The 25556-nt window shown below is 62.1% G+C and carries 26 protein-coding genes and 1 tRNA gene; 12 read left to right on the top strand and 15 right to left on the bottom strand.

Annotated elements, in window-relative coordinates; all coding sequences use genetic code 11:
- Positions 1 to 86 precede the first annotated feature (86 nt).
- On the top strand, positions 87 to 767 hold the full coding sequence (locus tag AC1RKJ_RS16880; protein ID WP_492792065.1) for a GntR family transcriptional regulator: 681 nt from the start codon (positions 87 to 89) through the stop codon (positions 765 to 767).
- On the opposite strand, the gene AC1RKJ_RS16875 is transcribed toward AC1RKJ_RS16880, so the two are convergent.
- A complete protein-coding gene (locus AC1RKJ_RS16875; protein WP_492792064.1) occupies positions 758 to 1945 on the bottom strand; it encodes an acyl-CoA dehydrogenase family protein in 1188 nt (395 codons plus the stop codon). The two genes, AC1RKJ_RS16880 and AC1RKJ_RS16875, sit on opposite strands and share 10 nt — an antisense overlap.
- Positions 1946 to 2252: 307 nt before the next feature.
- Between AC1RKJ_RS16875 and AC1RKJ_RS16870 the strand changes: the two genes are divergently transcribed.
- Positions 2253 to 3230: a Bug family tripartite tricarboxylate transporter substrate binding protein gene (locus AC1RKJ_RS16870; RefSeq protein WP_492792063.1), complete on the top strand. Its 978-nt coding sequence runs from the start codon at positions 2253 to 2255 to the stop codon at positions 3228 to 3230.
- Between the two features lie 147 nt (positions 3231 to 3377).
- Here AC1RKJ_RS16870 and AC1RKJ_RS16865 read toward each other — a convergent pair.
- From AC1RKJ_RS16865 to AC1RKJ_RS16855, 3 genes are all read right to left on the bottom strand, one after another.
- Positions 3378 to 3454 (bottom strand) — tRNA-Met (locus AC1RKJ_RS16865).
- A gap of 138 nt (positions 3455 to 3592) precedes the next feature.
- Complete coding sequence (locus AC1RKJ_RS16860; protein ID WP_492792062.1) at positions 3593 to 3958, bottom strand: hypothetical protein; 366 nt, start codon at positions 3956 to 3958, stop codon at positions 3593 to 3595.
- Between the two features lie 96 nt (positions 3959 to 4054).
- Complete coding sequence (locus AC1RKJ_RS16855) at positions 4055 to 5149, bottom strand: acyltransferase family protein (protein WP_492792061.1); 1095 nt, start codon at positions 5147 to 5149, stop codon at positions 4055 to 4057.
- Positions 5150 to 5306: 157 nt separating this feature from the next.
- On the opposite strand from AC1RKJ_RS16855, the gene AC1RKJ_RS16850 reads away from it, so the two are divergent.
- Positions 5307 to 6401 (top strand): HD-GYP domain-containing protein, encoded by a 1095-nt coding sequence (locus AC1RKJ_RS16850; RefSeq protein ID WP_492792060.1) that lies wholly within the window; start codon positions 5307 to 5309, stop codon positions 6399 to 6401.
- A 155-nt stretch (positions 6402 to 6556) separates the two neighbouring features.
- Positions 6557 to 7564 carry a Bug family tripartite tricarboxylate transporter substrate binding protein gene (locus AC1RKJ_RS16845; protein WP_492792059.1) on the top strand — a complete coding sequence of 336 codons (1008 nt, stop codon included), beginning with the start codon at positions 6557 to 6559 and terminating at the stop codon, positions 7562 to 7564.
- A 49-nt stretch (positions 7565 to 7613) separates the two neighbouring features.
- Here the strand turns inward: AC1RKJ_RS16845 and AC1RKJ_RS16840 are convergent, their stop codons facing one another.
- Positions 7614 to 7877: an accessory factor UbiK family protein gene (locus AC1RKJ_RS16840; protein ID WP_492792058.1), complete on the bottom strand. Its 264-nt coding sequence runs from the start codon at positions 7875 to 7877 to the stop codon at positions 7614 to 7616.
- A gap of 122 nt (positions 7878 to 7999) precedes the next feature.
- On the opposite strand from AC1RKJ_RS16840, the gene lgt reads away from it, so the two are divergent.
- From lgt to pgeF, 3 genes are read left to right on the top strand one after another with little or no spacing between them, the layout of a single operon-like run.
- A complete protein-coding gene (gene lgt, locus AC1RKJ_RS16835) occupies positions 8000 to 8845 on the top strand; it encodes a prolipoprotein diacylglyceryl transferase (RefSeq protein WP_492792057.1) in 846 nt (281 codons plus the stop codon).
- 51 nt (positions 8846 to 8896) lie between these two features.
- On the top strand, positions 8897 to 10033 hold the full coding sequence (locus tag AC1RKJ_RS16830; protein ID WP_492792056.1) for a class I SAM-dependent methyltransferase: 1137 nt from the start codon (positions 8897 to 8899) through the stop codon (positions 10031 to 10033).
- Positions 10030 to 10797, top strand: a complete 768-nt coding sequence (pgeF, locus tag AC1RKJ_RS16825; RefSeq protein ID WP_492792055.1) for a peptidoglycan editing factor PgeF — start codon at positions 10030 to 10032, stop codon at positions 10795 to 10797. Before AC1RKJ_RS16830 ends, pgeF begins: the two co-directional genes overlap by 4 nt.
- Here pgeF and AC1RKJ_RS16820 read toward each other — a convergent pair.
- Positions 10794 to 12431 carry a glycosyltransferase family 39 protein gene (locus AC1RKJ_RS16820; protein ID WP_492792054.1) on the bottom strand — a complete coding sequence of 546 codons (1638 nt, stop codon included), beginning with the start codon at positions 12429 to 12431 and terminating at the stop codon, positions 10794 to 10796. The genes pgeF and AC1RKJ_RS16820 overlap by 4 nt on opposite strands.
- Positions 12432 to 12623: 192 nt before the next feature.
- Between AC1RKJ_RS16820 and AC1RKJ_RS16815 the strand changes: the two genes are divergently transcribed.
- The 4 genes from AC1RKJ_RS16815 to proC all read left to right on the top strand — a co-directional run bounded on the left by AC1RKJ_RS16815 (position 12624) and on the right by proC (position 16297).
- Complete coding sequence (locus tag AC1RKJ_RS16815) at positions 12624 to 13244, top strand: hypothetical protein (RefSeq protein ID WP_492792053.1); 621 nt, start codon at positions 12624 to 12626, stop codon at positions 13242 to 13244.
- Positions 13245 to 13415: 171 nt separating this feature from the next.
- Positions 13416 to 14369, top strand: coding sequence for a ribose-phosphate pyrophosphokinase (locus AC1RKJ_RS16810; RefSeq protein ID WP_492792780.1), 954 nt, complete (start codon positions 13416 to 13418; stop codon positions 14367 to 14369).
- Between the two features lie 436 nt (positions 14370 to 14805).
- On the top strand, positions 14806 to 15306 hold the full coding sequence (locus AC1RKJ_RS16805) for a type III secretion system chaperone family protein (protein ID WP_492792052.1): 501 nt from the start codon (positions 14806 to 14808) through the stop codon (positions 15304 to 15306).
- 157 nt (positions 15307 to 15463) lie between these two features.
- A complete protein-coding gene (proC, locus tag AC1RKJ_RS16800; protein WP_492792051.1) occupies positions 15464 to 16297 on the top strand; it encodes a pyrroline-5-carboxylate reductase in 834 nt (277 codons plus the stop codon).
- Here the strand turns inward: proC and AC1RKJ_RS16795 are convergent, their stop codons facing one another.
- Genes AC1RKJ_RS16795 through AC1RKJ_RS16785 form a run of 3 tightly spaced genes read right to left on the bottom strand, consistent with a single transcriptional unit; the run spans position 16298 to position 18982 of the window.
- On the bottom strand, positions 16298 to 17686 hold the full coding sequence (locus AC1RKJ_RS16795) for an ATP-binding protein (protein WP_492792050.1): 1389 nt from the start codon (positions 17684 to 17686) through the stop codon (positions 16298 to 16300). It abuts the gene before it with no gap.
- Between the two features lie 19 nt (positions 17687 to 17705).
- Positions 17706 to 18431, bottom strand: a complete 726-nt coding sequence (locus AC1RKJ_RS16790; RefSeq protein WP_492792049.1) for a response regulator — start codon at positions 18429 to 18431, stop codon at positions 17706 to 17708.
- Positions 18428 to 18982, bottom strand: coding sequence for a MarR family winged helix-turn-helix transcriptional regulator (locus AC1RKJ_RS16785; protein WP_492792048.1), 555 nt, complete (start codon positions 18980 to 18982; stop codon positions 18428 to 18430). Before AC1RKJ_RS16785 ends, AC1RKJ_RS16790 begins: the two co-directional genes overlap by 4 nt.
- A 237-nt stretch (positions 18983 to 19219) precedes the next feature.
- Between AC1RKJ_RS16785 and AC1RKJ_RS16780 the strand changes: the two genes are divergently transcribed.
- Positions 19220 to 20332: a branched-chain amino acid aminotransferase gene (locus tag AC1RKJ_RS16780; protein ID WP_492792047.1), complete on the top strand. Its 1113-nt coding sequence runs from the start codon at positions 19220 to 19222 to the stop codon at positions 20330 to 20332.
- 19 nt (positions 20333 to 20351) lie between these two features.
- Here AC1RKJ_RS16780 and AC1RKJ_RS16775 read toward each other — a convergent pair whose 3' ends face one another.
- The 6 genes from AC1RKJ_RS16775 to uvrC form a co-directional block, all read right to left on the bottom strand.
- The gene (locus AC1RKJ_RS16775) at positions 20352 to 20816 is read right to left on the bottom strand and encodes a nucleoside deaminase (RefSeq protein WP_492792046.1); all 465 of its coding nucleotides are present in this window, start codon (positions 20814 to 20816) and stop codon (positions 20352 to 20354) included.
- Positions 20817 to 20828: 12 nt separating this feature from the next.
- Complete coding sequence (prmB, locus tag AC1RKJ_RS16770; RefSeq protein WP_492792045.1) at positions 20829 to 21839, bottom strand: 50S ribosomal protein L3 N(5)-glutamine methyltransferase; 1011 nt, start codon at positions 21837 to 21839, stop codon at positions 20829 to 20831.
- Complete coding sequence (locus AC1RKJ_RS16765) at positions 21839 to 22315, bottom strand: molybdenum cofactor biosynthesis protein MoaE (protein WP_492792044.1); 477 nt, start codon at positions 22313 to 22315, stop codon at positions 21839 to 21841. The genes prmB and AC1RKJ_RS16765 overlap by 1 nt, the downstream gene beginning before the upstream one ends.
- 6 nt (positions 22316 to 22321) lie before the next feature.
- Positions 22322 to 22573: a molybdopterin converting factor subunit 1 gene (moaD, locus tag AC1RKJ_RS16760; protein WP_492792043.1), complete on the bottom strand. Its 252-nt coding sequence runs from the start codon at positions 22571 to 22573 to the stop codon at positions 22322 to 22324.
- Positions 22570 to 23184 carry a CDP-diacylglycerol--glycerol-3-phosphate 3-phosphatidyltransferase gene (pgsA, locus tag AC1RKJ_RS16755; RefSeq protein ID WP_492792042.1) on the bottom strand — a complete coding sequence of 205 codons (615 nt, stop codon included), beginning with the start codon at positions 23182 to 23184 and terminating at the stop codon, positions 22570 to 22572. Before pgsA ends, moaD begins: the two co-directional genes overlap by 4 nt.
- 88 nt (positions 23185 to 23272) lie before the next feature.
- Positions 23273 to 25345 carry an excinuclease ABC subunit UvrC gene (gene uvrC / locus AC1RKJ_RS16750; RefSeq protein WP_492792041.1) on the bottom strand — a complete coding sequence of 691 codons (2073 nt, stop codon included), beginning with the start codon at positions 25343 to 25345 and terminating at the stop codon, positions 23273 to 23275.
- Positions 25346 to 25556: the final 211 nt, after the last annotated feature.

Below are 25556 nucleotides of genomic sequence, written 5' to 3'. Positions count from 1 at the left end.
ATTCAGTATTCTAAACTCAGATTGCTGCCGCCCGCGCCCGCTGTCAAGCGACAACGATATTGCTGCGCAGCGACGATGGAGGAACGGTGCTGGAAACCCTTACCCCGCCGAAAAGTCTGGTCGATCAGGCCTATGAGGTGATCCTCGATGCCCTGTGCGACGGCACGTTCAAGCCTGGCGAACGCCTCACCCAGGAAGACATCGCCGCGCGCCTCAATGTCTCGCGGCAACCGGTGACGCACGCTCTGGCAATCTTGAAGGCGCAGGGATTTCTCGCGCAGGGACGTCAAGGATTGACCGTCACGTCGGTCGAGCCGGAATTCTTCGAGGCGATTTATCAATTCCGCTCAGCAGTCGAGCCGCTCGCGGTGAAGCTGGCGACGCCGCGTCTCACCAAAGAGGCGATCGCGCGCGGGCGCGCACTGGTCGAGCATGGCCGCGATGTGGTCGCGACCGGCGATGCCGGCGCGGCCTTGAAGGCCGACATGGACTTCCACTCTTTTATCTATGACCTCTCCGGCAATCCCCTGATCGCCGAAACGATGCGGCTGCACTGGCAGCATCTGCGCCGCGCGATGGGGAAAGTTTTGCGTCATCCCGGCATGTCGACCAGCGTCTGGAAGGAACACGGCCGCATTCTCGAGGACATGATCCGCGGTGATGGCGAAGGCGCCGCCGACCTGATGCGCCGTCATCTCCTTGAGGCTTACGACCGCGTCGGAACGGCCGACGAGGCTGGGTCGAAATCAGCCCCGGGTCACGGATAACTTCTCGGCAGGTCGAGCACCTTCTCGGCGATAAAGCTCAGGATCAGTTGCTCCGTGATCGGGGCGAGCCGCGTGATGCAGACTTCGCGGAACAGCCGCTCAACATGATATTCCTTGGCGTACCCGAAACCGCCATGGGTCGCGATCGCCTGCCACGCGGCATCGTAGCCCGCGCGCGCGCCGAGGAATTTCGCGCTGTTGGCTTCCGCGCCGCACGGCGCGTCATGATCGTAAAGCCAGGCAGCGCGCATCGCCATTTGCCAGGCTGACTCGAGATACATCCATTTCTCGGCAAGCGGATGCTGAATGCCCTGATTTTGTCCGATGGGACGATCGAACACGACACGTTCGCGCGCATACTTCGCCGCACGGCGCAGCGCATCCTGTCCGATGCCAATCGCCTCGGCCGCGATCAGAATCCGCTCCGGATTGAGACTATGCAGGATGTATGAGAAGCCCTTGCCTTCCTCGCCGATGCGATCGGACTCCGGAATAAAGAGACCGTCGATGAAAATCGAATTCGAGTCCACGGCCTTGCGACCCATCTTCGGAATGCGATGGACATCGATCTTCGCGCGGTCGAGATCGGTGTAGAAGATCGTGATGCCGTCGGTCGGGCGCGCGCAGTCCTCATATTTCGTGGTCCGCGTCAGCAGCATGATCTTGTTCGCGACCTGCGCGGTCGAGGTCCAGACCTTTTGTCCGTGAACGACGTAGCCGCCCGGCACCTTCTGCGCGAATGTCTTGATGCGTGTCGTGTTCAGTCCGGCGTCCGGTTCTGTAAAGCCGAAGCAGCACTGATCGTCGCCGGAAACCAACCGAGGAACCCAGCGCGCTTTCTGCTCCGGCGTTCCCTTCACCACAATCGGATGCGGCCCGAACAGGTTGATATGAACCGCGGACGCTGAAGCCATGCCGCCGCCGTGGCTCGCGACCTCGTGCATCATGATCGCGGCTTCCGTCACACCGAGACCTGCGCCGCCATATTCCTCCGGCATGGTGATGCCGAGCCAGCCTGCATCCGCCATCGCGCGATGAAATTCGGACGGAAACACACCGTCCTCGTCGCGCGCCAGCCAGTAGTCGTCGCCGAAGCGCGTGACCACCGAGCGAACGCCTTCACGAATGACATCATGATCGTTCGACGGCTCGAATTCGTTGGTCTGCGATGAACTCATGGATTCTTTCCGAGAGGCAGGTGTCGGTGCGAGGCGATCAAACCGGTATGTCATACATTATACGGTGGATGCCAATGGTCCACGCGTGGCCGAACCAAACAGTCGGTCGTCATTGCAACGTCGCGATGGCGTCGAATGCTCAATGTGCTGGTCGCGCCAGGCATCCATTTCTCAGTTCGCAGTTGCGAGACAGGTGAGATGGTCTGCAGCGCGACAGTTTAGCGAGCAGATATCGCTTTTAACTCCGGAGCGAAGCTGATGTAATTTCGCGGTTCCGCTTGGTGGAATTCATTTTGGAAGAGGCGATATGAAACTGCATCGTCGTAAATTTCTGCAAGTGGCCACGGGAATTGCAGCACTGCCGGCATTCTCCAGAATCGCTCATGCGGAGGTCTATCCATCCCGGCCGGTTCGCATCCTCGTTGGATACACTCCCGGCGGCTCCGCAGACATCACAGCACGGTTGATAGGCCAATGGCTTTCGGAAAAGCTCGGCCAGCAATTCGTGATCGAGAATCGTCCCGGCGGTGGCACCAACATTGCGACCGAAGCTGTCGTGCGCGCGGATCCTGACGGCTACACCCTTCTGCTCGTGCCGCCCGCAGCCGCCATCAACGCGACGCTCTACAGCAAGCTCAGCTTCGATTTCATCAAGGACATCGAGCCCGTCGCTGGCCTTAATCGTTTTCCGAACGTTGTGGTGGTGAACCCTTCACTGCCGATAAAAACGATTCCCGAACTCATCGCCTACGCGAAAGAAAATCCCGGCAAGCTTAATATGGCGTCGTCCGGCAACGGCTCGACAATTCATATGTCGGGCGAACTCTTCAAGATGCTGACCGGCATCAATATGGTGCACGTGGCTTATCGGGGCTCGGCCCCGGCGCTCACGGATATGATCGGTGGTCAGGTGCAGGTGATGTTCGACAACATTCCGACCTCCTTAGAACATGTCAGGTCGGGCAAGTTGCGAGGCCTCGCCGTAACGAGCCTGACGCGCTCCGAGGTGCTGCCCGATCTGCCTCTCGTTGCCGACTATTTACCCGGCTATGAGGCAAGCGCCTGGTACGGCATCGGTGCGCCGAAGAACACGCCGCCCGAGATCATCGACAAGCTGAACAAGGAGATCAACTCGGTACTTGCCGACCCGAAATTGAAGTCCCGGTTCAGGGAACTTGGCGCAATGGAGTTGTCTGGATCGCCTGCGGATTTCAAAAAACTCATCGGGGATGAAACCGACAAGTGGGCCAAGGTGGTCAAATTCGCTGGCGCAAAGGTGGATTGATCTGAGGGAGTGTTTGTCCGCTGTTGTCAAATTTTCAGCGGCATCCGCTTTTCGTCGGTGAGCAAACCGGGATTTAAGTTCGATCATGGACTTCGCATGACCGAGCGAATGGCTAGCTATTTGATTTCAAGAGGTTATGCGGGTTGGTGGTAGCGAGAGAGGGACTCGAACCCCCGACCCCAGGATTATGATTCCCGTGCTCTAACCAGCTGAGCTACCTCGCCACACGTTCATGCCGCCTTCGCGGTCGCGAACGGCGGCATATAAGAAGTCACCCAAATGCCTGTCAAGCAATGACCGCCAAGGATACCATCTGATTGGCGTTGCAGGCACATTTGCCGGCATCCATGGGCCGAAAAGCCTCATTTCGGCCGCACCGACGGATCGCCGCCGGGGCTACCAGGCGGCGGAATCACAGGCATGGTGCCGCCCTGCGGTGTCGGCGCGTGCATTTCCGGATCGACACCAGGCGGTGGGCACAGCACACCGTCCGATTTCGCAAGCTTGTCCCCGAGGGACTCAGCCCGGCCGGTTGTGGTGCCGCGCGGGGCGACGGTGCCTCCCTCCGGTACAGTTTCGGTCGGCGCGCAGTTCGACGCTGCACGGTCGGGATTTGGCGGCGCGGTCTGCGCGGGCGGCGTCGCCGGTGCAGGAGGAGCCTGCGCAAACGCCACGACAGGCAGCAGCGCCAGCGCGCAGCCGGCAACGATCGGGAATTTCATTTTCATCAGAGAGAAACAGCCTCAGCGCGAGGATGTTCCGGGATTATCGCATCAATCAACGGGGCTCATGCCCCAACGGCGGAACCACGGCGCGCGTGGGTACTAGAGGGTTCGCCCACCGGCCGCTGAAGGCGTCAGCCGAAATGACATCACCAGTGCCTTGCAGCCCGCAACCAGTGGCTTCTCCACCGCGTGAAACACCGCAATTCCCGTCAGCACACTCGCAACACAACCGATCACCACGAAAGCCGCTGTCACCGCCGGGCTCGCGCCTGCTCCCTCGATCAGGACGATGGTCTTGAGCATCGCGAGTGCAGCGCCATGCGTGAGATAGATCGAATACGACGCATCGCCGAGCAGCATCGGCAAACGCCATTCCTTCAATACCGGTTCGAGCCCGAGCGCTCCGGTGACGATCAGGAACGCAGGCAGGCCCCAATGGAAAAACCGGACGGCGGTGAGGTTCGCCGCCGGCAGCATGTTTGAGGTCAGCAACAGACCGAATCCGATGACGATCAGAAACGCCGCCACGGCCGGACGGGGCAGTGCATTCCGCTCATACATGATGCCGAGCAGACACCCAATCATGAACTCGATCAGCAGCGGGCTGGTATAGGTCAGCGCAGCGGCGCCCGACGGCGTAACAACCAGCGGCAATGCGACAAGTCCGCCGAGGACCGCGCAGACGAACAGCGCGCGATGCTGCCGCACGAGCAGAAGCCCGCAGGCAAACACCGCATAGAAGAACATCTCGAAATTGAGGGTCCAGCCGGCGATCAGCAGCGGCTGAATGTCTCCGGTGCGCGGCGACACGAAGGGAATGAACAGCAGCGACCGGATGAGATTCCACACCGGCGGCAACGACGCGGCATCGCGGAACACCATCCAGCCCATATAGAGCAGCAGGGTCATCACCCAATACAGCGGCACCACGCGAATGATCCTGCTGACAACGAAGGAGGCCGGCGTGGTCCGCGCCGACGCGGTCGTGATCCACATGATGAAACCGCTGATAACAAAAAATATATCAACGCCCGCCGCACCGAACGACGGCCAGCCCGAATGGAAATACTCAAGCGCCATGCCGTCAGCATGGAAAAACACCACCATCAGGGCGGCGGCGGCGCGCAGGTACTGGATGGACAGGATTTTCGGCATGATCGGCTGAAGCTTTTTGAGACCGGCGATGGCGGCCAAACTTGATTCAAACTCCATTAAAGATGCGGCAAGCGGAAACCACGGCTGCGTGACCTCCGTCATTAAGGCTCGTTAAGGATAACTGTTAAGAATCGGGAACCGGGTTTTTGGTACACGTCCTGGGTGCATATCTACCGAACGCCCCGCAGAGGACGAAATGGCTGCCCTGGCAGAACTCCCGCAGACAACGAGACGTCTGCTGCTCGCATCGGACTGTGAGGACCAGAGCGGCGAACTCGCCCGCATTCTGGAGAACGCAGGCAGCGTGGAATCGATTTCGATCTACGACCTGCCAGATCATCCGGCCAGCGACTTCGCCGGCGTTATCATCGACATCGACCTCACATCCGCCGCCACCGTGCAGCGCGTCCGAAGCAAGCTGACCCGCGAGGCCTATCAGTCGTTGCCGCGGCTGTTCGTGCTGGCGGGTTCACTTCATCACGGGCCGACGCAAGCCTGGGCGCTGGGCGCGACCGATACGATCGAGCGCCCGTTCGACCCGGAAAGCATCCTGCATCGCATCCGCAATGTATTTCCGGAGACGCCCGAGGACGAGCGCACCACCGACGCGCGATTCCTGAGCAACGGCGTCACCGCGGCGCTGGTCGTGATGTCCAAGATTTTCCGGCGACTGCCCGCGGGCATTCCGCTGACGCTCGATGATGTCATGCAGGCGGAAACGCAGATCCTGCGCGCGCTGAAACGCTGCTCGCTGCGGCAGTGGCTCGTCGCCGTCAACAAGCATCACAACAGGAGCTATCGTCACACGCTGCATGTCACCGGCTACGCCGTCGCGTTCGCACAGCATCTGGGAATGCGCGAAGACGATCAGCGCCGCCTGACCCGCGCGGCCTTGCTCCATGACGTCGGCAAGGCATTCGTCCCGGTCCCCATCCTCGACAAGAAGGGGGCGCTGACGGACGAGGAAAACGCCATTCTCGCCCAGCATACGCGACTCGGTTACAACGCGCTGAGAGATCAGCGCGGATTTCCCGGCGAAGTGCTCGACGCCGTGCTGCATCATCACGAAATGCTTGACGGCACCGGCTATCCCGACGGCCTTCGCGGCTCGCGCATCAGCGATATCGTTCGCATCATCACGCTGGTGGACACTTATGCCACGCTGCTCGAACCCGACGCCGAAACGCACGGGATGATGCCGGAACAAGCCTTCGCAATTCTGGAATTGATGGACGGCAAGCTCGACGGCGCGCTGCGGCAGGCATTCCGGCCCGTGGCGCTCGGGATGTAGCCTAACCGCCAGATTGTCCTTGAAGGCCGCCGTCCCGGCTGTCGAAGGTTGTGCGTCTCCCGAAGATGTTGATTTTGCCGCCCTCCCGCGATTAGATGCACGTGCAACTAATTGAACGCGGCCGGCAACGCATCGGCTGCACCGGGAGAATCGCCATGCCGTTCGATCCATCGCTGACCCGCCGCTCATTCATGACCGCCGCTGCCGCGCTCGGCGCGGGTTTCACCGCCGCGGGCTCGGCTGCGCCGGCCTTCGCGCAGGCGGCCTATCCGGCGCGGCCGGTTCATCTCATCGTTCCTTACGCCGCGGGCGGCGGCACCGATTTCTTCGCGCGGCTGGCGGCGACATCGATGAGCGCGACCCTCGGTCAGCAGATCGTGGTGGAAAATCGCCCGGGTGCGGGCACACAGATCGGCGCCGAAGCTGCGGCAAAAGCCGATCCCGACGGCTACACTTTCCTGCTCGGCGACACCTCAACCTATGCCTCGAACAGAAGCCTCTATCAGAAGCTGAACTACGATCCACAAAAGGACTTTGCGCCGATTTCGCTGACCGGCCGTTTCGCGATCGTTCTGCTGGTCAATACCGACAAGCTCAATGTCGGCTCGGTCAAGGAGTTGATTGACGCCGCGAAGAAGACGCCGGGCGCCATCGACTATGCGAGCGCGGGCGTCGGCTCGCCATTTCATCTGGCTGCCGAACTGTTCGCACAATCGGCGGGCGTCAAGCTCAACCACGTTCCCTATAAGGGCGCGGGACCGGCACTGCAGGATCTTGCGGGCGGCCAGATCGGAATGATGTTCGTCGATTTCGCCAGTGCGCGCTCGCAACTCAGCCTGAAGTCGATCAAGGCCATCGCGGTTTGCTCGCCCGGCGAGTTCTACGGCCTGCCCGGCGTGCCTGCTGTCGCCGCCGACGTTCCCGGATTCGAAGCGTGGGCATGGCAGGGATTTTCAGCGCCCGCGAAAGTATCGCCCGACATCGTAACAAGGCTGCGTGAAGCGTATCTCAAGGCGGTCAACGATCCCGAGATCAAGCAGAAGCTGATCGCGGCCGGTATCGATCCGCTGCAAAGCACGCCGCAGGAGATGGCGGCCTATGTGGCCGCCGAAACCGCGAAGTGGGAGAAGGTCATCAAGACCGCCGGCATCAAGCTGGATTGATGCGGCGCGCACTTGCTCGCGCCGAACAAGGACGCTTGCTCGTTTGTGCTCACGTCTCCGCGACGGGGCCGATCTTCTTCTCCAGCGCGGCGATGCGCGTCTTCAGCGCCTCGTTCTCTTCGCGCGCGAGGCGGGCCATATCCTTGACCGCCTCGAATTCCTCGCGCTTGACGAGATCGAGATCACGCAGAATGCGTTCGGCCTGATTGCGCACGACGGTTTCCACCTCTCGCTTGACGCCCTGCGCGGCGCCCGTGGCGTCGTTCATCAGGCGCGCGATCTCGTCGAAAAAGCGGTTGCTGGTCTGGGTCATCGTGAAAACTCCGAAGGCCGAAATATCCTGTCTAGCTTGCCCAGACAATGGTGATGGCGCAGGCGGGACGCAAGATGTAAGACACGGCAAGATTAAGGGCTTTCGCCGGAAATCGTCCCGCCATGTTGACCATCGCATTCCCTGTTTTCGACCCCGTCGCCATCGCCCTCGGGCCGATCGTCATCCGCTGGTACGCGCTGGCCTATATCGGCGGCATCGTGCTGGGCTGGCTCTATGCGCGCAAGATCATCCGCAGCGAGCGGCTGTGGGGCGGCAAGGCCCCGTTCACGGTGCTGGATTTCGACGACTTCATTCTGTGGGTGACGCTGGGAATCATCCTCGGTGGCCGCACCGGCTACGTGCTGTTCTACAATCCCGGTTTCTTCGCGGAGCATCCCGCCGAAATCCTTAAACTGTGGACCGGCGGCATGTCGTTCCACGGCGGTTTCATGGGTTGCGTGGTCGCGGTGCTGCTGTTCGGCTGGAAGCGCAACATCCCGGTCCTGTCGCTCGGCGACGTCACCTGCGCGGTCGGTCCCATTGGCCTGCTGCTCGGACGCATTGCCAATTTCATCAACAGCGAGTTGTGGGGCCGTCACGCCGACGCCAGTGTTCCCTGGGCGATGGTATTTCCGAACGGCGGGCCGCTGCCGCGTCATCCGAGCCAGCTCTATGAGGCCGGACTCGAAGGCGTTGCACTGTTCATCATATTGGCACTGCTGATCCGTGCCGGCGCGCTGAAGCGGCCCGGCTTCATCATCGGCGCTTTCGCAATCTTTTACGGCGTGGCGCGCATCACCGGCGAATTTTTCCGCGAGCCAGATCCGCAACTCGGATTTCTGTGGGGCGGTCTCACGATGGGAATGTTACTATCGGTTCCGATGATCCTCGCAGGCCTTGTATTCATTGTCGCTGCATGGCGGCGCGGTCCGCGAACGCTCAATGAACAGTCTGCCAAAGCGTCATAATCACGTAAGATCATACTGCGCTCACGATTCCCGACTGCCTGAAAGATTGCCGTGTCCGACCATTCGCTCCTTGAAACCCTGATCCGAAAGCATATCGCCGCGAACGGGCCGATGCCGGTATCGCGCTACATGCAAATGTGCCTGACGCATCCGGATCACGGCTACTACCTGCGGCGCGATCCGCTCGGCCGCGACGGCGATTTCATCACCGCGCCCGAAGTCAGCCAGATGTTCGGCGAACTGATCGGACTGTGGGCGGCCTCGGTCTGGAACGCGATGGGTATGCCGCAGGAGGTCAAGTTCATTGAACTTGGACCGGGCCGCGGCACCATGATGGCGGATGCCCTGCGCGCCGTCCGGATTCTGCCGGCGTTCCACGACGCCATCAGCGTGCATCTGGTCGAGACCAGTCCGACGCTGCGCGACAGGCAGCGCGTAAAGCTGGCCGAGGCCGCGCATGTGGAATGGTATGACAGCATCGATGATGTTCCCGAAGGACCTGCGATCATCCTCGCCAACGAGTTCTTCGACGCATTGCCGGTCCATCAGGCGGTCAAGCAGGAGACCGGCTGGCACGAGCGCGTCGTCGAGATCGATGACGGTGTTCTCGCCTATGGCGTTGCCAGCGATCCGATCCCGCGCTTCGAGGTGCTACTGCCGCCGCTGGTGCGTGCCGCGCCAAACGGCGCGATCTTCGAGTGGCGGTCCGACACCGCGATCATGACCATCGCACGAAGACTGCGCGATCAGGGCGGCGCCGCGCTGATTATCGACTACGGTCATCTGCGCAGCGACGCCGGCGATACCTTCCAGGCCGTCGCCAAACACAACTTCACCAACCCGCTGCGGAACGCCGGCCATGCCGACGTCACCGCGCATGTGGATTTTCAGGCGCTCGCCCGCGCCGCCGAGGACGTCGGCGCGCGTGCTCACGGCCCGGTTGAGCAAGGCGCGTTCCTCAACAGGCTCGGCATCGAGACCCGCGCGCAGGCGCTGATGAAGAATGCCTCCGAAGACGGCAAGAAACTGATTACGGCTGGCCTCGCCCGCCTCACCGGCCCGAGCCCCGAAGGCATGGGCTCGCTGTTCAAGGTGCTCGGCATCTCGGATCCTTCGATCAAGGCGCTGGCAGCGCTGTCCGATCAGGGATCGATGAACGCTGCGTCTGGCGGAGCATCGAAATCATGACGTTCGGGTCGTCGCTGCTGTCGGCCGTCCCCGGCTTGCGCCATGCGTTCTTCACGCGCGAAGGCGGCGTTTCCACCGGGCTCTATGCAAGTCTCAATGGCGGCGTCGGCTCGAATGACGATCCAGCGCACGTCACCGAGAACCGGCGGCGCATGGCGGAGCATCTCGGCGTTCAGCCCGCGCAATTTCTCACCGTGTTCCAGATTCACTCTCCAGATGTGGCAGTCGCAACAGCGCCGTGGGACACCGCATCACGCCCACGCGCTGACGCCATGGTCACGAAAGTGCCGGGCCTCGCCATCGGCGTCACCGCGGCCGATTGCGGCCCGGTCCTGTTCGCCGATCCCGCGGCGCATGTGATCGGCGCGGCCCACGCCGGCTGGAAGGGCGCATTCGGCGGCGTGCTTGAGAACACGATCGCGGCGATGGAAAATCTCGGCGCGTCCCGCGCAACCATGATTGCGGCCATCGGCCCCCTGATCCGGCAGCAAAGCTACGAGGTCGGCGCGGAGTTCGTCACACGCTTCACGGAAACTGACCAGGACAACGCGCGATTCTTCCGGCCGTCGGCGCGCGCGGAGCATTCGATGTTCGATCTCGGAGGCTATATAAGGCTGCGGCTGGAGCGCGCCGGCATCCTGATGATCGACGACACCGGCGTCGACACCTACCCGGACGAACGCTTCTTCAGCTATCGCCGCTCGGTTCATCGCAAGGAGCCGGACTACGGCCGCAACATCCATGCGATCGTGCTGGACGGCTAGCGCGGTGCCTCGCTCCGGCGATGCATACGACGGCTAGCGCCGAAGTCCTCGATCTTCTCATCCTCCCGGATTGATGCTGGTTCGGAAGGTTGCCGTCTATGCGGTGGCACGATCATGACAGCGATTTTTGTCGTGACGCCCGGACGTCCCCAAAATGTCGCCTGCAAGCTAAATTCCGACCAGAGAACGGCGTCCGGAATTTCCGCGACCCGATGCATCCAGTCCGTGCAGACCCCATCGTCCGAAAAACACATCGCCGCCCAGCCCTTTTCCAGCGTCGATGAACGCGGCATTCCCCATGTGCCCTGAAACTGGAAAGGCCGGCGATAGACCGGGTGATCGGGTGCGTAGAACGCCGCTGCAAAAGCAAGGCTGTCATCTCCGCTGACCGCCGTGAACGGTTCGTTGGTCTCCTGATGCCAGCGGCGGTTCATCTCGAGCGCCGCTGCGCTCAGAAAATTACGGTTGAGATCATAAGGATGCGTATTGCGATAAAACGCATGAAATGGCGCAGCGACCACGCAGGCGAGGAGAAATGCCGAAACAGCCGCCGATAGATTGACTGAATCGAAACGGTCGATTGCGAACTTCGCTGCGGCAACAACGATCACCACGCCGAGAAACAGGGCCTGCAAATTCCAGATCGGCGGCAGATCGGTCTGCAGCAAAATGCTGATGATCGGCGGCAGCAGCGTGGTCGTGGCAAAAATCCAAGCCAGCAGGATCAGTCCCGAGTCTAGATTCCTCAGATTCGAAACCATGCTTTTAAAATTCGATCTGATCATGAGGGCCCAGGCCAGCGCCGGCAACGCCAGATAAGCAGCAATGCCCACCAGGAACATGCCGGCCTCCCGGATAGCGATCTCCCGAGACAGGACGCCATGAGCATTCACGGCATATCCGAACGGCGCATAGCCTGTGGTGAACAGCCACCAAAGATGCGGGCTGAGCACCAGGAGGCCGCTGAGCCCCGATATCCACGGCGTGAAGGACGTGAAATAGGCGCGCCGCTGGGGGTGGGCGATTGCCGCAACGGCGAACCCGGCAATTAGAATGATCGAATAGTATTTTCCGAGCATCGCCACCGCAGCAGCCGCGCCTGCCGCCGCAGCCCAGATGAAAGCACGGCTTTCGAACGAGCGAAGAAAGCAGTAAACCGCGATCGGCCAGGTCGCCAGCAGGACAGTGTTGGCATTGAAGCGTTGCGCGTGAAACTGATAGGCGGGCAGCAACAAAACCAACAACAGGATGATCGCCCGGCCATCGCCGCGCACAAAGCGACGGGCCGTTAGATCGACGGCCCATAAGGCGACCGCTGAGTTCACCATCGCCAGAAGATAGAAAGACCAGTCGGCCAGTGGAAAAAAATACGACCAGGCGTATGCCAACCATCCCATCAGTGGCGGATGCTTGGGATTACCCCAGGCGAGCTCGCGGCCGACTGACCAGGTTTCGAGAGTATCGGGATGCAGATTTCCGCCCTGATAGGCGATGATCAAAAACGCCATCCAGATCGCGACAAAGCCGATCAGCAGCGCCGGAATCGCCCAGCCTCGCTCGACGCCGTTCAGCCAACGCTCAAAAGGCCTCCGCCAGCCAGGCTTGGCTGCGGTGGCAGCCGCATCAATGAACATTTTTGAAAATCATCCGAAGAACTTCGCGTTTTCTATCGAATCCCGAACCCCAGTAAAAGCCAAATCCGACACGTTTTGAGGCATTCCGATTTTGCGGCTGCGGGGCACGCCCTAGACCTTAATGCGTTTTAACGGTATCGCTCGATCCGGCCCAGCGGCGCGACAGACGCCTGCGGGACAGGGATTTTCGGGATGGCGTTGCGTATGAATTCCGGAGCGTATCGGGCCTTGCTGCGCCACTTGCGGCTGCCGGCGCTGTTTGCCGCGCTGTGCATCACCTCCGGATGCGCGGCCGGCGGCCAGATCGCGGTGTCCACCGGCCAGTCGTTCGGCCCCACGGTCGCCTTCGAATCCGTGGATGGCCCGCCGCCACAGGTGTTCGACCGGATGGTGCGCGCGCTGGAGGCGGAATCAGCCGCCCGCAGTTTCACCATCGTTTCCCGCGAGGCACAGGCTTCATACCGGATCCGGAGCTATCTGTCGGCGCAGGTCCGGCGCGGCCGCACCACCATCAGCTGGGTCTGGGACGTCTACGACCGGGATCAGGAGCGCGCCATCCGCCTCAGCGGCGAGGAGGCCGGGGGCAAGGGTGGCCGCGACGCCTGGGCCATCGCCGACGATCAATTGATGCGCCGAATCGCGCTCGCCGGGCTGAACGGCCTCAACGGCCTGATCAGCGGGACCGTCCCGGCACAGGACTCCCCGGCCCCGGCGGCGCCCCGGTCATCCGGACCGGCCATCGCGCAAACGGACGAGAATCGGCCTGAATCGACGCCCGGACAAATGCAGACGCTGGCCTTCAGCGCCCATTAGGGATACGGGCCCGTCCGCACGCCGGTTTTTGCAGGAAAACACTAAGGGCTGTATTGCCAGCCTTGTTATGTCCTTGTTATCACGCGCCTGCAAAAGCGCAGGTAACGGGTTCCACGGGCGGCACAGATTATGTTGAAAAGCGTTTCCCCCACGTCGCGAGGAGAGGCTGCAATTTCAGCGAAGAATGGCTCCATCAAGCTGGTGGCCGGCAATTCGAACCCCGAATTGGCTGCCGAGATTTCGTCGGTGCTCGGCGTTCCGCTGACGAAGGCGAGCGTGCGCCGTTTCGCCGACATGGAAATCTTCGTCGAGATTCAGGAAAACGTCCGCGGCTCCGACGTCTTCATCATCCAGTCGACGTCGTTTCCGACCAACGACCATCTGATGGAATTGCTGATCATCACCGATGCGCTGCGCCGCGCCTCCGCGCGCCGCATCACCGCCGTGATCCCCTATTTCGGCTACGCGCGGCAAGACCGCAAAGCCGGCGGCCGCACCCCGATCTCGGCCAAGCTGGTGGCCAACATGATCACCCATGCCGGCGCCGACCGCGTCATGACGCTCGACCTGCATGCCGGCCAGATCCAGGGCTTCTTCGATATCCCGACCGACAACCTTTATGCCTCGCCGTTGATGGTGCGCGACATCAAGGACAAGTTTGACCTCGCCAAGGTGATGGTGGTGTCACCCGACGTTGGCGGTGTGGCCCGCGCACGCGGCCTCGCCAAGCGCATCAACGCGCCGTTGGCCATCGTCGACAAGCGCCGCGAACGTGCCGGCGAATCCGAAGTCATGAACGTGATCGGCGATGTCGCCGGCTACAACTGCATCCTGATCGACGACATCGTCGATTCCGGCGGCACGCTGGTGAATGCGGCCGACGCGCTGCTCAAGTACGGCGCCAAGGAAGTCTCGGCCTATCTTACCCATGGTGTTCTGTCGGGCGGCGCGGTCGCGCGCATCACCTCCTCGCGGCTCAAGGAGCTGGTCATCACCGACTCGATTCAACCGACCGATGCGATGCGCAAGGCGTCCAACATCCGCGTGCTCTCGGTCGCCTCCCTGATCGCCGAAGCGATCGGCCGCACCGCGTCCGAAGAGTCGGTGTCGAGCCTGTTCGACTGATCTTTCCGCGATTCATAAAAATTTTTTATTCAGCTTCCGCGCGTGATTGCGCGCGCACGACTCGTACTCCGCGAATCCGATTCCGTTTTGTTCTCGCGCGAATGATCTCCATGGCGCGAGTCATTGCGCCATAAGCACATGCGCTGACTCAGGAATTTGTCCGGCGGCATGCAAAACCTGAGTCAGATTTACCGGCTGCGCTTAATCTGTTGAAGAGTCTTGAAATTAACCCTTTGCCTGTGGACGGGATTCGCGCTGCCGTTGCGCGGATTCAGCAAATCACCGATCAATCTTGTCACAAGGTTGCCGTTGCGGCGCACGATCCGAAGCCGGGCCGTCATGATCGTAAACGGAGAACTTGCAGCGACAGTCATCGCTCGTTCTTTGCGTTTCGTTCAGCGTTTCACATCCCACACCAACTCAGGGTGAAGGCAGCATGTCCCAACTGGACATCATTACGGATTCGCGGAACAGCCCGCTTTCGGTGGTTGAAGAAATCGCCTCGTCCAACGACTGGTCGTTCGAACGCTCGGGCCAGGACGAGATTACCATCCTGACGCAAGGACAATGGACCGACTACCAGTTGTCGTTCACCTGGATGGGCGAGATCGACGCGCTGCATCTGGCCTGCACCTTCGATATGAAAATCCCCGAGGCGCGGCGCGGCGAAGTGCAGCGCCTGATCGCCGCGATCAACGAACAATTGTGGATCGGTCACTTCGACGTCTGGCTCGCCACCGGGTCGGTCATGTACCGGCAGGCGCTGATCCTGCCGGGCGGCATGGCCGCCACGCCGGCGCAATGCGAGCTCATGCTGGAGGGCGCCCTGCACGCCAGCGAGCGCTACTATCCGGCGCTGCAATTCGTGACCTGGGCCGGCAAGACCGCCGCGGAGGCCATGACGGCGGCGATGTTCGACACGGCGGGCGAAGCGTAGACCTTCTTCAAATATGCGATGTCGTCCCCGCGAAAGCGGGGACCCATTCTTACCGCCCGCAAGAGTTCGCAATAGCTTGTTGCACTCCTGCTCATTCAATAGAACTCTGTGGTTATGGGTCCCCGCTTTCGCGGGGACGACCCGGATAGATTGAATCATGGCAACAACCACGTCCTCCGACGCGCTGAAAAACTTCGAAGGCACTCTCGTGCTCGCGGGCGCGGGCAAGATGGGCAGCGCGATGCTGTCCGGCTGGCTGGCGCAGGGGCTCGATGCCGAACAGGTTGCCGTCATCGAACCGCATCCCTCCGACGAGACGCGCGGCTTCGTGGCGCGCGGCGTCAAGCTCAATCCGGATACGAAAAACGTCCGCGCCGACGTGCTGGTGCTCGCCGTCAAGCCGCAAATGTTTCGCGAAGCCGGACCGCAACTCAAATCCCTGGTCGGTCCAACCACACTCGTGACCTCGATCATGGCGGGCACCACCATCGCGGGCATTACCGGCATCTGCGGCGGCAAGGTGATCCGCGCCATGCCGAACACGCCGGCCGCCATCGGACGCGGCATCACGGTCGCGGTCGCGGCAAACGGCGTCTCGCCGGACCAGCGCGCCGTCGCGGACGCGCTGCTGCGCGCCACCGGGGCCGTCGAATGGGTCGAGGATGAAGCGCTGATGGATGCGGTCACCGCAGTTTCAGGATCGGGTCCGGCCTACGTGTTCCTGCTCGCGGAAGAACTCGCGCGCGCCGGCGTCGCTGCCGGTCTGCCGGAAGCTCTGGCGACAAAGCTTGCACGCGATACCGTGTCGGGTTCGGGCGAACTTCTGCATCGCTCGGATCTCGACAGCGCAACCTTGCGCCAGAATGTCACCTCGCCGGGCGGCACCACGGCGGCGGCGCTTGAAGTCCTGATGGGACCGGACGGCTTTCAGCCGCTGCTGACCCGCGCCATTGCGGCGGCAACGAAGCGATCGAAGGAACTGGCGAAGTAATTATACCGGCACGCGCACCGTCGCACGCAACCCGCCCATCGGGCTGTCGCCGAGCGTGATGTCGCCGCCATGCGAGCGCGCGATGTCGCGGGCAATCGCAAGTCCGAGCCCCGTGCCGCCCTCGTCCTGATTGCGCGCATCGTCGAGCCGCAGGAACGGCTTGAACACTTCCTCGCGCATATCGAGCGGAATGCCGGGACCATCGTCGTCGATGGTCACCGTCAGATAGCGATGATCGCGATGGCCGGTGATCGAGATCGCGTCGGCATGGCGCGCGGCATTTGAGACCAGATTGGCGAGACAGCGCTTGAACGCAGCGGGTTTCACCGTCACCAGCGGCTGGCCATGGAATACGACGGTGGCCGCATGACCGTGGCGTTCGGCGTCGCTGCGCAATTCCTCCAGCGCCAGCTCCATGTCGGTCGGCTGCGCCTGCTCGCCGCTGTCGCCGCGCGCGAAGGACAGATAGGCCTCCAGCATGCCGCTCATCTCATCGACATCCTTGCGCATGCCCTCGACTTCCGGACTATCGCCGATCAGCGCCATCTCGAGCTTGAAGCGTGTCAGGATGGTGCGCAGATCGTGCGAGACGCCGGCCAGCATCGCGGTGCGCTGCTCGATGCTGCGCTCGACACGCGATTTCATTTCCATGAAGGCGAGCGCCGCGCGGCGGACCTCGCGTGCGCCGCGCGGGCGAAAATCAGGCACTTCCCGGCCCTTGCCGAAACTTTCCGCGGCGTCCGCCAGCCGCAGGATCGGCTTGATCTGGTTGCGCAGGAACAGCACCGCAACAATCAGCAGGATCGACGAGGTACCCACCATCCAGAAAATGAAAATCTCGGAGTTGGACGCATAGGCGGCGCTGCGCTGCGCGAAAATGCGCATCACCGTATCGTCGAGCTTGATCCGGATTTCCACCAGCGACGAGCGGCCGACGGTGTCGATCCAGAACGGGCGTCCGATCTGGCGAGAGAGTTGCACGGACAATGTCTGGTCCAGCAGCGAGAAGAACGGCTTTGGCCCCGGCGCCGGCATGTCGTTGACCGGCAGGAAATCCACCACCAGCCCGAGACGCTGTTGCGCGATCCGCTTGATCTGTGTGCGGTCCTTGTCCTGCGGGTACACTTTGTAGGCATCGATCAGCGCGGCAATGTCCTGCACCACGGCGGCCGACAGACGCCGCGTCACCGTATTCCAGTGCCGCTCCATGAACACGAAGGCGACCACCGATTGCAGGATCACCATCGGCACGATGATGATGAGCAGCGCGCGGGCGTAAAGCCCCTTCGGCATCATCTCCTTGAACCAGCGGCCCAGCCATTCGCTGGCGCTGGAGACGCGACGGGACGCGGTGCGGATGAAAGTCAGGCCGGTGTCCAGCGTACTCATGACCACGCGTCCGGACGGTTCATGGCGACGCCACGAGGCGATAGCCGATTCCGCGCACCGCCTGGAGGAACAGCGGATTGGCAGGATCGCGTTCAATCTTGCGCCGCAGCCGGTTGATCTGCACGTCCACCGCGCGCTCATTGGCGGTGCCGTCGCCGCCGGTCAGCGCGGCGCGTGGCACGGTGTCGCCCGGCGTCGCGCTAAGGATGCGCAGCATGTCGCGCTCGCGGTCGGTAAGATGGACGATCTTCTCGCCGTCGCGTAATTCGCCGCGCTCCAGATGATAGACGTAAGGCCCGAACGCGACCGATTCCACCGGCGGCGCAACCACCGGCGCGGCGCGCTTCAGAATGTTGGCGATGCGCAGCACGAGCTCGCGCGGCTCGAACGGTTTGGCCACGTAGTCGTCGGCGCCGATCTGCAAGCCTTCGATGCGCGCTTCGGCCTCGTGCCGCGCAGTCAGCATGATGATCGGCACCGCCGACGACGTGCGGATCGAGCGCGCGAGATCGAAGCCGGTTTCGCCCGGCATCATCACGTCGAGGATCAGCAGATCGAAATGCAGGCCGGTAAGCTTGGCGCGGGCGTCGGCCGCGCTCTTGGCGGTCGTGACGCGGTAGCCTTCGCCTGCGAGAAAGCGGGACAGCAGATCGCGGATGCGGCGGTCATCGTCGACCAGCAGCAGATGCGGCGCATCGTCGGCGGGCTCGGCGCGCACTCGGTCCGGGGTTACGGTCTCTGTCACCTTGCGTCCTTTGCCTTGCGGCCGGTCCTCAGGATCACATCCAGCACCTTGTCGGGATCCTCGTGGTCGATCATGCCGAGCAGGAACTGGCGCGCGCCGTCCGCGGCCGCCGGACTCATGCCTTCGAGAGCACGGGTGATGCGCGCGGTCTGTAAACCGGCCAGCTTCGCCACCAGGGCCTCGCCCTTCGCCGTGGCAAAAAGAAGACGCTGCCGCCTGTCGTTGTCACCGGCCTTCTGAACAATATAGCCCTCGTCGAGAAGCTGTTTCAGCACCCGTCCGAGCGATTGCTTGGTGATCCGCAGCACGTCCAGCAGGTCGGCGACCTTGAGGCCCGGATAGCGGGTGACGAAGTGGACCACCCGGTGGTGGGCGCGGCCGAAACCGAACTCTTCCAGCACATGATCGGCGTCGCCGACGAAGTCGCGGTAGGCGAAAAACAGCAGCTCGATGATGTCCCAGCGCTGGTCGCCGGACAGCGCTGGCGCGCCGGTTCCCTCTCTGGCGGGAACCTGCCCTGCACCCTGTGCTTTGAAATTTACGTCAGGCATATTGACATATCTTGGGTTCAATATTACAAAAAGACCAAGCTTCACGAAATATTCGGATATTTCGCCGCTTCGGCCTCTCGGAGATACCTGAAAACCTCGGCCGGATACGAAGCGATTTTTTCGCCGTGCGATTGTCGGTCGACATTCCACGAAACATACTGGACTTAACCGCTCACGACAAACGAACGAGCACCTGCCGGCTCCCGCGAGTGAACCGGCCGATCTGGGAGAAATGCGATGGGAGTTTCGTTCGATAAAATCGACGGCGCGATGCTGCTGCCATTCGAAACGCAGCCTGCGGCGAACCCGACGTCCGAGAAGGACCGTGCGGCCAAGCTCGTCGATCCTGGCTTCGGCCGGATATTTACCGATCACATGGCCGTGGTCCGCTATAGCCAGAGCAAGGGCTGGCATGGTGCGCGTATCGAATCCCGCGCGAACTTCGCGCTCGATCCGGCGACAGCGGTCCTGCACTATGCTCAGGAAATTTTCGAAGGCCTCAAAGCCTACAAGCGCGACGACGGCGGCGTGAACCTGTTTCGTCCCGACGCCAATGCCCGGCGCTTCCGGAGTTCGGCCGAGCGAATGGCGATGGCGCCGCTGCCCGAGCCTGTGTTCATCGAAGCGATCGAGCAGCTCGTGCGCATCGACAGCGCATGGATACCGGGTGGCGAAGGCAGTCTCTATCTGCGGCCTTTCATGATCGCGAACGAGGTGTTCCTCGGCGTGAAGCCGTCCGCGGAATACATCTTCGCTGTCATCGCTTCGCCGGTCGGCTCCTATTTCAAGGGCGGCCCCGCTCCCGTGTCGATCTGGGTGTCGGAGAACTACACGCGCGCCGCGATCGGCGGCACCGGCGCGGTCAAATGCGGCGGCAACTACGCCGCGAGCCTGCGCGCGCAGGCCGAGGCTATCGATCACGGCTGCGATCAGGTGGTTTTCCTAGATGCGGTCGAGCGCCGCTACATCGAGGAACTCGGCGGCATGAACGTGTTCTTCGTGTTCGACGACGGTTCGCTGCTGACGCCGCCGCTCGGCACCATCCTGCCGGGCATCACCCGGGATTCGATCATCGCGCTCGCGAAGGAAACCGGCACGCGCGTGCGCGAGGAGACCTACACCATCGACCAGTGGCGCGCGGATGCTGCCAGCGGCAAGCTGAAAGAAGCCTTCGCGTGCGGGACGGCGGCCGTCATCTCTCCGATCGGCAAGGTTCGTTCCGTGAGTGGCGATTTCACCATCAACGGCGGCGCGGCAGGTCCCGTTGCGATGGGATTGCGCAAGAAGCTCGTCGACATCCAGTACGGCCGTGCAGCCGACACGCACAACTGGATCAAGAAGGTTTTGTGAGCGACATTGAGGCGCGCCGCTATCCAGCGGCTGCTTTCCACATCTTGTAGAGATCTTCTTCCCCGTCCGGACGGACGGGGAAATACTCCACCTTGAGCGCGATCTGCTTCGCAACCGGTCGCGCCATCTCGGCATAGATCGCCGCGGTCGATAGCCCGTAGGGCTCGCCGTCCTCGTTGGAGTACGCGTAGGTGACCTCGGTGATGCCGGTGAGATGCATCGCCGCCAGACACATCGGACACGGATGCCCGCTGGCATAGATCGCGCAACCATCAAGCCGCGGCGAGCCGAGCGCACGGCTTGCGGCGCGGATCGCCTGCAGTTCGGCATGTGTGGTGGGATCGCCGGTTACTGCAATTTCATTGACGCCGGTTGCGATCGTCTTGCCATCCTTGACCAGCACCGCGCCAAACGGCCGGCCACCGCGTCGGACATTGTCACGTGCAAGATCGATCGCCTCGCACAGAAAGCGTTCAGCAGACATGCCGCTCTCTCCTTACGCCAATGCCTCTGCAGGAATCCAGAACACCTCGCCGTCGGAGTCCTCGGTGTCGAGCCACAGCAGGGGCAGGTTCGGATAGGCATCCCCCAACACATCGCGGCCCCGGCCGATCTCGCAGAGCAGCCCGCCGTCCGGCGTGAGGTGATTTTTCGTCTCGTCTAGAATCTTGCGCACGAGGTCGAGACCGTCATCGCCACCGTCGAATGCGATCACGGGTTCATGCAGGCATTCGCGCGGCAGGCCCGCCATGCCCTCCGCATCGACGTAAGGCGGATTGGTGATGATGAGATCGTAACGCTCGTCGCCGACGGCCTCGAACAGGTTGCCCTGATACAGCGACACGCGATCCTCGAGACCGTAATCGGCGACATTGCGCGCGGCGACCGCCAGCGCATCCGGTGAAATGTCCACCGCATCGACGGTCGCATTGGGGAAACTCTGACACGCCAGAATCGCAAGACACCCGGAGCCGGTGCACAGATCGAGAACGCGCGTGATATTGCCCGGATCGTCGATCAGCGAACCGCCCTCCTCCTCGAGGTCGCCGCTGAAATGCGAATCCAGCAGTTCGCCGATGAACGAACGCGGCACGATCACCCGTTCGTCGACATAGAACGGCAGACCGCGCATGTAGATCTTGTTGACGAGATACGCCGCGGGTTTGCGCGTGGCGATGCGCCTGTCGATCAGCGAAAGGATTTTCGCCGCTTCATGCGAAGTGACCCGCGCATTCGCGAACATCTCGAACTGGTCGGGGTGCAGATGCAGTGCTTCGCAGACGATGAACGCGGCTTCCGCCACCGGATCGGTGGTGCCATGGGCGAACACCAGTTCAGCCTCGACAAAGCGGCTGACTCCGTAGCGCATCAGGTCGAGCAGCGTCTTGAGTTCGCCCGGCGCGACCTTGAGCGGCTTCGTGGCTCTGGCGAGCTTTTTCGTGGAGGCTCGCCCGCCTGCGCGCTTCGTTGCCGCTTTCGCTGCTGCCGGTTTCGATTTCTTTGCCATTACTTTTTCCAGCGCGCTGCCGCGTCGTCGTCATGGGCTTGCGCATCGACCCAGACCTGTTGCTTTTCGCTGCCGCCGGCGCGCTCTTCGGATTTCCAGAACGGCGCGTTGGCCTTGAGATAGTCCATCAGGAATTCCGCCGCCTGAAACGCAGCTTCGCGGTGAGCCGAGGCCGTCAGCACCAGCACGATATTGTCGCCCGGCACGACGCGGCCATAACGATGAATCACCGTAACGCCGGTCAGCGGCCAGCGCGATGTCGCTTCATCCACATGCCGGCCGATCTCGGCTTCCGCCATGCCGGGATAATGCTCGAGCGTCATCGCGACGATGGCATCCTTGCCTGTGCCGCCCCGACAGATCCCGGAAAAGGAAACCACCGCACCGATGTCGGTGTTGCCCTTGGTGAGCGCTGCAATCTCCGCCGCGATGTCGAAATCGGCGGACTGCAGGCGGATGGTGACCGGAATGGCCATGGAAATTTAACCGCCGGTCATCGGCGGGAAAAACGCGATCTCGCGTGCACCGGCAATCGCGGTATCGGACTTCACGTGGGTGTGGTCGATGGCGGCGCGGATCGTGCGCGGCGAGGCGAAGGCGTTGGCGTATTCCTCGCCGCGCGCCACCAGCCACTGCATCAGGTCGGCCACGGTGCGGACGCTCGCTGGCGGCTCAAGCATTTCCTCCGCCTTGCCGACGCGCTCGCGCACCCATGCGAAATAAAGAACCTTCACCGGTCTTCCTCGGTCAGATGATGGATCCCTGCACGGAGGTAATCCCATCCGGTGTAAATGGTGAGAATCGCCGAAATCCACAACAGCACGATGCCGATCAGGATGGTCGGCGGCAGAATGGCCTCGCCTGCTTCGCCCGCGATCAGAAATCCGATGGCGACAAGCTGAACCGTGGTCTTCCATTTAGCCAGTTGCGACACCGGCACGCTGATGCGAATGACAGCCAGATATTCGCGCAGGCCCGACACCAGAATCTCGCGGCACAGGATGACGATAGCGGCCCACAGCGACCAGCCGCGGATGGTCTCATCCGCCGCCAGCATCAGCAGGCACGACGCCACCAGCAGCTTGTCGGCGATCGGGTCGAGCATTTTCCCCAGTGACGATTGCTGGTCCCAGATTCGCGCATAATAACCATCGAGAAAATCGGTGACGGCAGCGGCGATGAAGACGAACAACGCCACCCAGCGCAGCCACAGCGGCGCGCCCATGATGGACTGTGCATACATGCAGCCGATCACCACCGGAATGGCGGCAATCCGGGAATAAGTGAGGATATTGGGCAAAGACAGCGAGCGCTTCGCCGGCTTGGGGGTGACGACACTGACCATAAGGTTACCAATACTGCGAAAACGCCCGCGTCAACAGCCTACGGCGCGCATTTCGGGCAAGTCTAAAACAAGGGCGGCGGGAACGCTGCTAACCGTTGCCCGGATGGAAGAAATCGAAGATTTTCCGCGCGCTTTCAGCGCTGACGCCCGGAACCTTGCCGAGATCCGCCACCGAGGCTCGCTCGATCTCCTTCAACGTCCCGAAGTGGTGCAGCAGCGCACGTTTACGTGACGGGCCGATACCCGGGATTTCCTGCAATCCGGCCTCACGGATATCCTTCTTACGCAACTTTCTGTGCGATCCGATGACAAAACGATGCGCTTCGTCGCGCAGCCGCTGAATGAAATACAGCACCGGGTCGCGCGGCTCGAGCTTGATGGATGGCCGGTCCGGCATGAACAGGGTTTCGCGGCCGGCGTCACGGTCCGGTCCCTTGGCGACCGCGATCAGCGACACCTCCGACAAATTCAGGGCCGTGAATATCTCGCGCGCCGCGTTGAGCTGGCCCTGACCGCCATCGATGATGACCAGATCGGGCCATTGCGGAACGCTGTCGTCGCTCGGCTTCTTCCCTTCGGCGGCATCGTTGATGAGGCGCTTGAAACGGCGTTCCAGCACTTCGCGCATCATGCCGTAGTCGTCGCCCGGCGCGAGACCTTCCGACTTGATGTTGAACTTGCGGTACTGGTTCTTGAGGAAGCCTTCCGGCCCGGCGACGATCATCGCGCCCACCGCGTTGGTGCCCTGGATGTGGCTGTTGTCGTAAACCTCAATTCGCTTCGGCACGCGGGGCAGGCCGAGCGCAGTCGATAGCCCCTGCAACAGCCGTGTCTGCGTCGCAGTATCGGCAAGCTTGCGGCCAAGCGCCTCGCGCGCATTGGTCAGCGCGTGCGCCACCAGTTCCTTCTTCTCGCCGCGCTGCGGTGCCGCGACTTCGACCTTGTGCCCTGCTTTCACGGACAGCGCCTCGCCGAGCAACTCCTGATCCTCGACGCGATGCGACAGCAGGATCAGCTTCGGCGGCGGCTTGTCGTCATAGAACTGCGCCAGGAACGAGCCCAGCACTTCATCGGGACCGAGCGATTTATCCGCACGCGGGAAATAGGCGCGGTTGCCCCAGTTCTGGCCGGTGCGGAAGAAGAAGACTTCGACGCAGGAATAGCCGCCTTCCTGATGGATCGCGAACACGTCCGCCTCCTCCACCGTGCGCGGATTGATGCCCTGCTGCGACTGGATCGCGGACAGCGCCGCGAGGCGATCGCGATAGAGCGCCGCGCGCTCGAATTCGAGATCGTGCGAGGCCTTCTCCATTTCGCCGGCGAGTTCCTGCTTCACCAGCCGCGAGCGGCCGGAAAGAAAGTCATTCGCTTCGCGGACCAGTTCGGTGTAGCCGGGAAAATCGATCTCGCCGGTGCAGGGACCCGAACAGCGCTTGATCTGGTACAGCAAACACGGCCGCGTCCGGCTCTCGAAAAAAGAATCGGTACACGAGCGCACCAGAAACGCGCGCTGCAACGCCGTGATGGTGCGGCCGACCGCGCCGGCCGACGCGAACGGGCCGAAGTAACGGCCAGGCCGCGATTGCGCGCCGCGGTGCTTGAGAATCTGCGGCGCCCAATGGTCGCCGGTAATGAGAATGTAGGGAAACGACTTGTCGTCACGCAGCTGTACATTGAAGCGCGGACGAAGCTGCTTGATGAGATTGGCTTCCAGCAGCAGCGCCTCGGTCTCGGTTGCCGTGGAAATCATTTCGACATTGACCGTGGCTGCGATCATCCGCGCGATGCGCGCCACTTGGCCGGTCGGACGCGCGTAGGACGCGAGCCGTTTTTTGACGCTCTTGGCCTTGCCGACATAAAGAACGTCGTTCGCGGCATTGAGCATCCGGTAGACGCCGGGCGAGGTCGGGGCGAGTTTCACCGCGCGCTCGATCGCCGCCCGGCCGACAGCGAGTGTGCCCTCAGTCGCAAACTCGGCGGAATCGTCCACCGGTTCCGGAAGGCTGGCTTCCACATCGTCCTCGGCCGCGATCGATGCCGGATCCAGATCTTGTCCTGAAACGTCCTGTCCGCGCAGGTTCCGCGTGGAAGTTTCCTGTGCAGGGGCGTCCGGCGCCGGCTGGTCCGGCGGCTGTGTCGGGTCGGAGGTGTCGTGATTCATGTCCAGAACTTAAGGGGTGTGCGCGGTTTCATCCAGCAGGTGCCGGGCCACGGAGATGCCTCAAACATCTCAAGGCGCGGCCATCGGTGGATCAGCGTTGTAACACTTTCTTAAGGACGTAAGTGGGGGCGCCGGCCGGCTTAACGACTGCTTAATGTAAAACTATCGATAAATTTTATGCAGAAAAGGTGGACTCCCGTAACCGTGCGGG

Source organism: Afipia sp. GW822-FHT04G07, from assembly GCF_058800765.1.
Note: the sequence above shows the minus strand (reverse complement) of the source record. Positions and strands in the feature narration are given on the sequence as shown.

Bases quoted from the DNA above. Each gene is read 5' to 3' on its own strand.
- AC1RKJ_RS16875 (WP_492792064.1), bottom strand. From the start codon at position 1,945: ATGAGTTCATCGCAGACCAACGAATTCGAGCCGTCGAACGATCATGAT.
- AC1RKJ_RS16870 (WP_492792063.1), top strand. From the start codon at position 2,253: ATGAAACTGCATCGTCGTAAATTTCTGCAAGTGGCCACGGGAATTGCA.
- AC1RKJ_RS16860 (WP_492792062.1), bottom strand. From the start codon at position 3,958: ATGAAAATGAAATTCCCGATCGTTGCCGGCTGCGCGCTGGCGCTGCTG.
- AC1RKJ_RS16850 (WP_492792060.1), top strand. From the start codon at position 5,307: ATGGCTGCCCTGGCAGAACTCCCGCAGACAACGAGACGTCTGCTGCTC.
- AC1RKJ_RS16845 (WP_492792059.1), top strand. From the start codon at position 6,557: ATGCCGTTCGATCCATCGCTGACCCGCCGCTCATTCATGACCGCCGCT.
- AC1RKJ_RS16840 (WP_492792058.1), bottom strand. From the start codon at position 7,877: ATGACCCAGACCAGCAACCGCTTTTTCGACGAGATCGCGCGCCTGATG.
- lgt (WP_492792057.1), top strand. From the start codon at position 8,000: ATGTTGACCATCGCATTCCCTGTTTTCGACCCCGTCGCCATCGCCCTC.
- pgeF (WP_492792055.1), top strand. From the start codon at position 10,030: ATGACGTTCGGGTCGTCGCTGCTGTCGGCCGTCCCCGGCTTGCGCCAT.
- AC1RKJ_RS16820 (WP_492792054.1), bottom strand. From the start codon at position 12,431: ATGTTCATTGATGCGGCTGCCACCGCAGCCAAGCCTGGCTGGCGGAGG.
- AC1RKJ_RS16815 (WP_492792053.1), top strand. From the start codon at position 12,624: ATGGCGTTGCGTATGAATTCCGGAGCGTATCGGGCCTTGCTGCGCCAC.
- AC1RKJ_RS16805 (WP_492792052.1), top strand. From the start codon at position 14,806: ATGTCCCAACTGGACATCATTACGGATTCGCGGAACAGCCCGCTTTCG.
- proC (WP_492792051.1), top strand. From the start codon at position 15,464: ATGGCAACAACCACGTCCTCCGACGCGCTGAAAAACTTCGAAGGCACT.
- AC1RKJ_RS16795 (WP_492792050.1), bottom strand. From the start codon at position 17,686: ATGAGTACGCTGGACACCGGCCTGACTTTCATCCGCACCGCGTCCCGT.
- AC1RKJ_RS16785 (WP_492792048.1), bottom strand. From the start codon at position 18,982: ATGCCTGACGTAAATTTCAAAGCACAGGGTGCAGGGCAGGTTCCCGCC.
- AC1RKJ_RS16780 (WP_492792047.1), top strand. From the start codon at position 19,220: ATGGGAGTTTCGTTCGATAAAATCGACGGCGCGATGCTGCTGCCATTC.
- AC1RKJ_RS16775 (WP_492792046.1), bottom strand. From the start codon at position 20,816: ATGTCTGCTGAACGCTTTCTGTGCGAGGCGATCGATCTTGCACGTGAC.
- prmB (WP_492792045.1), bottom strand. From the start codon at position 21,839: ATGGCAAAGAAATCGAAACCGGCAGCAGCGAAAGCGGCAACGAAGCGC.
- AC1RKJ_RS16765 (WP_492792044.1), bottom strand. From the start codon at position 22,315: ATGGCCATTCCGGTCACCATCCGCCTGCAGTCCGCCGATTTCGACATC.
- pgsA (WP_492792042.1), bottom strand. From the start codon at position 23,184: ATGGTCAGTGTCGTCACCCCCAAGCCGGCGAAGCGCTCGCTGTCTTTG.
- uvrC (WP_492792041.1), bottom strand. From the start codon at position 25,345: ATGAATCACGACACCTCCGACCCGACACAGCCGCCGGACCAGCCGGCG.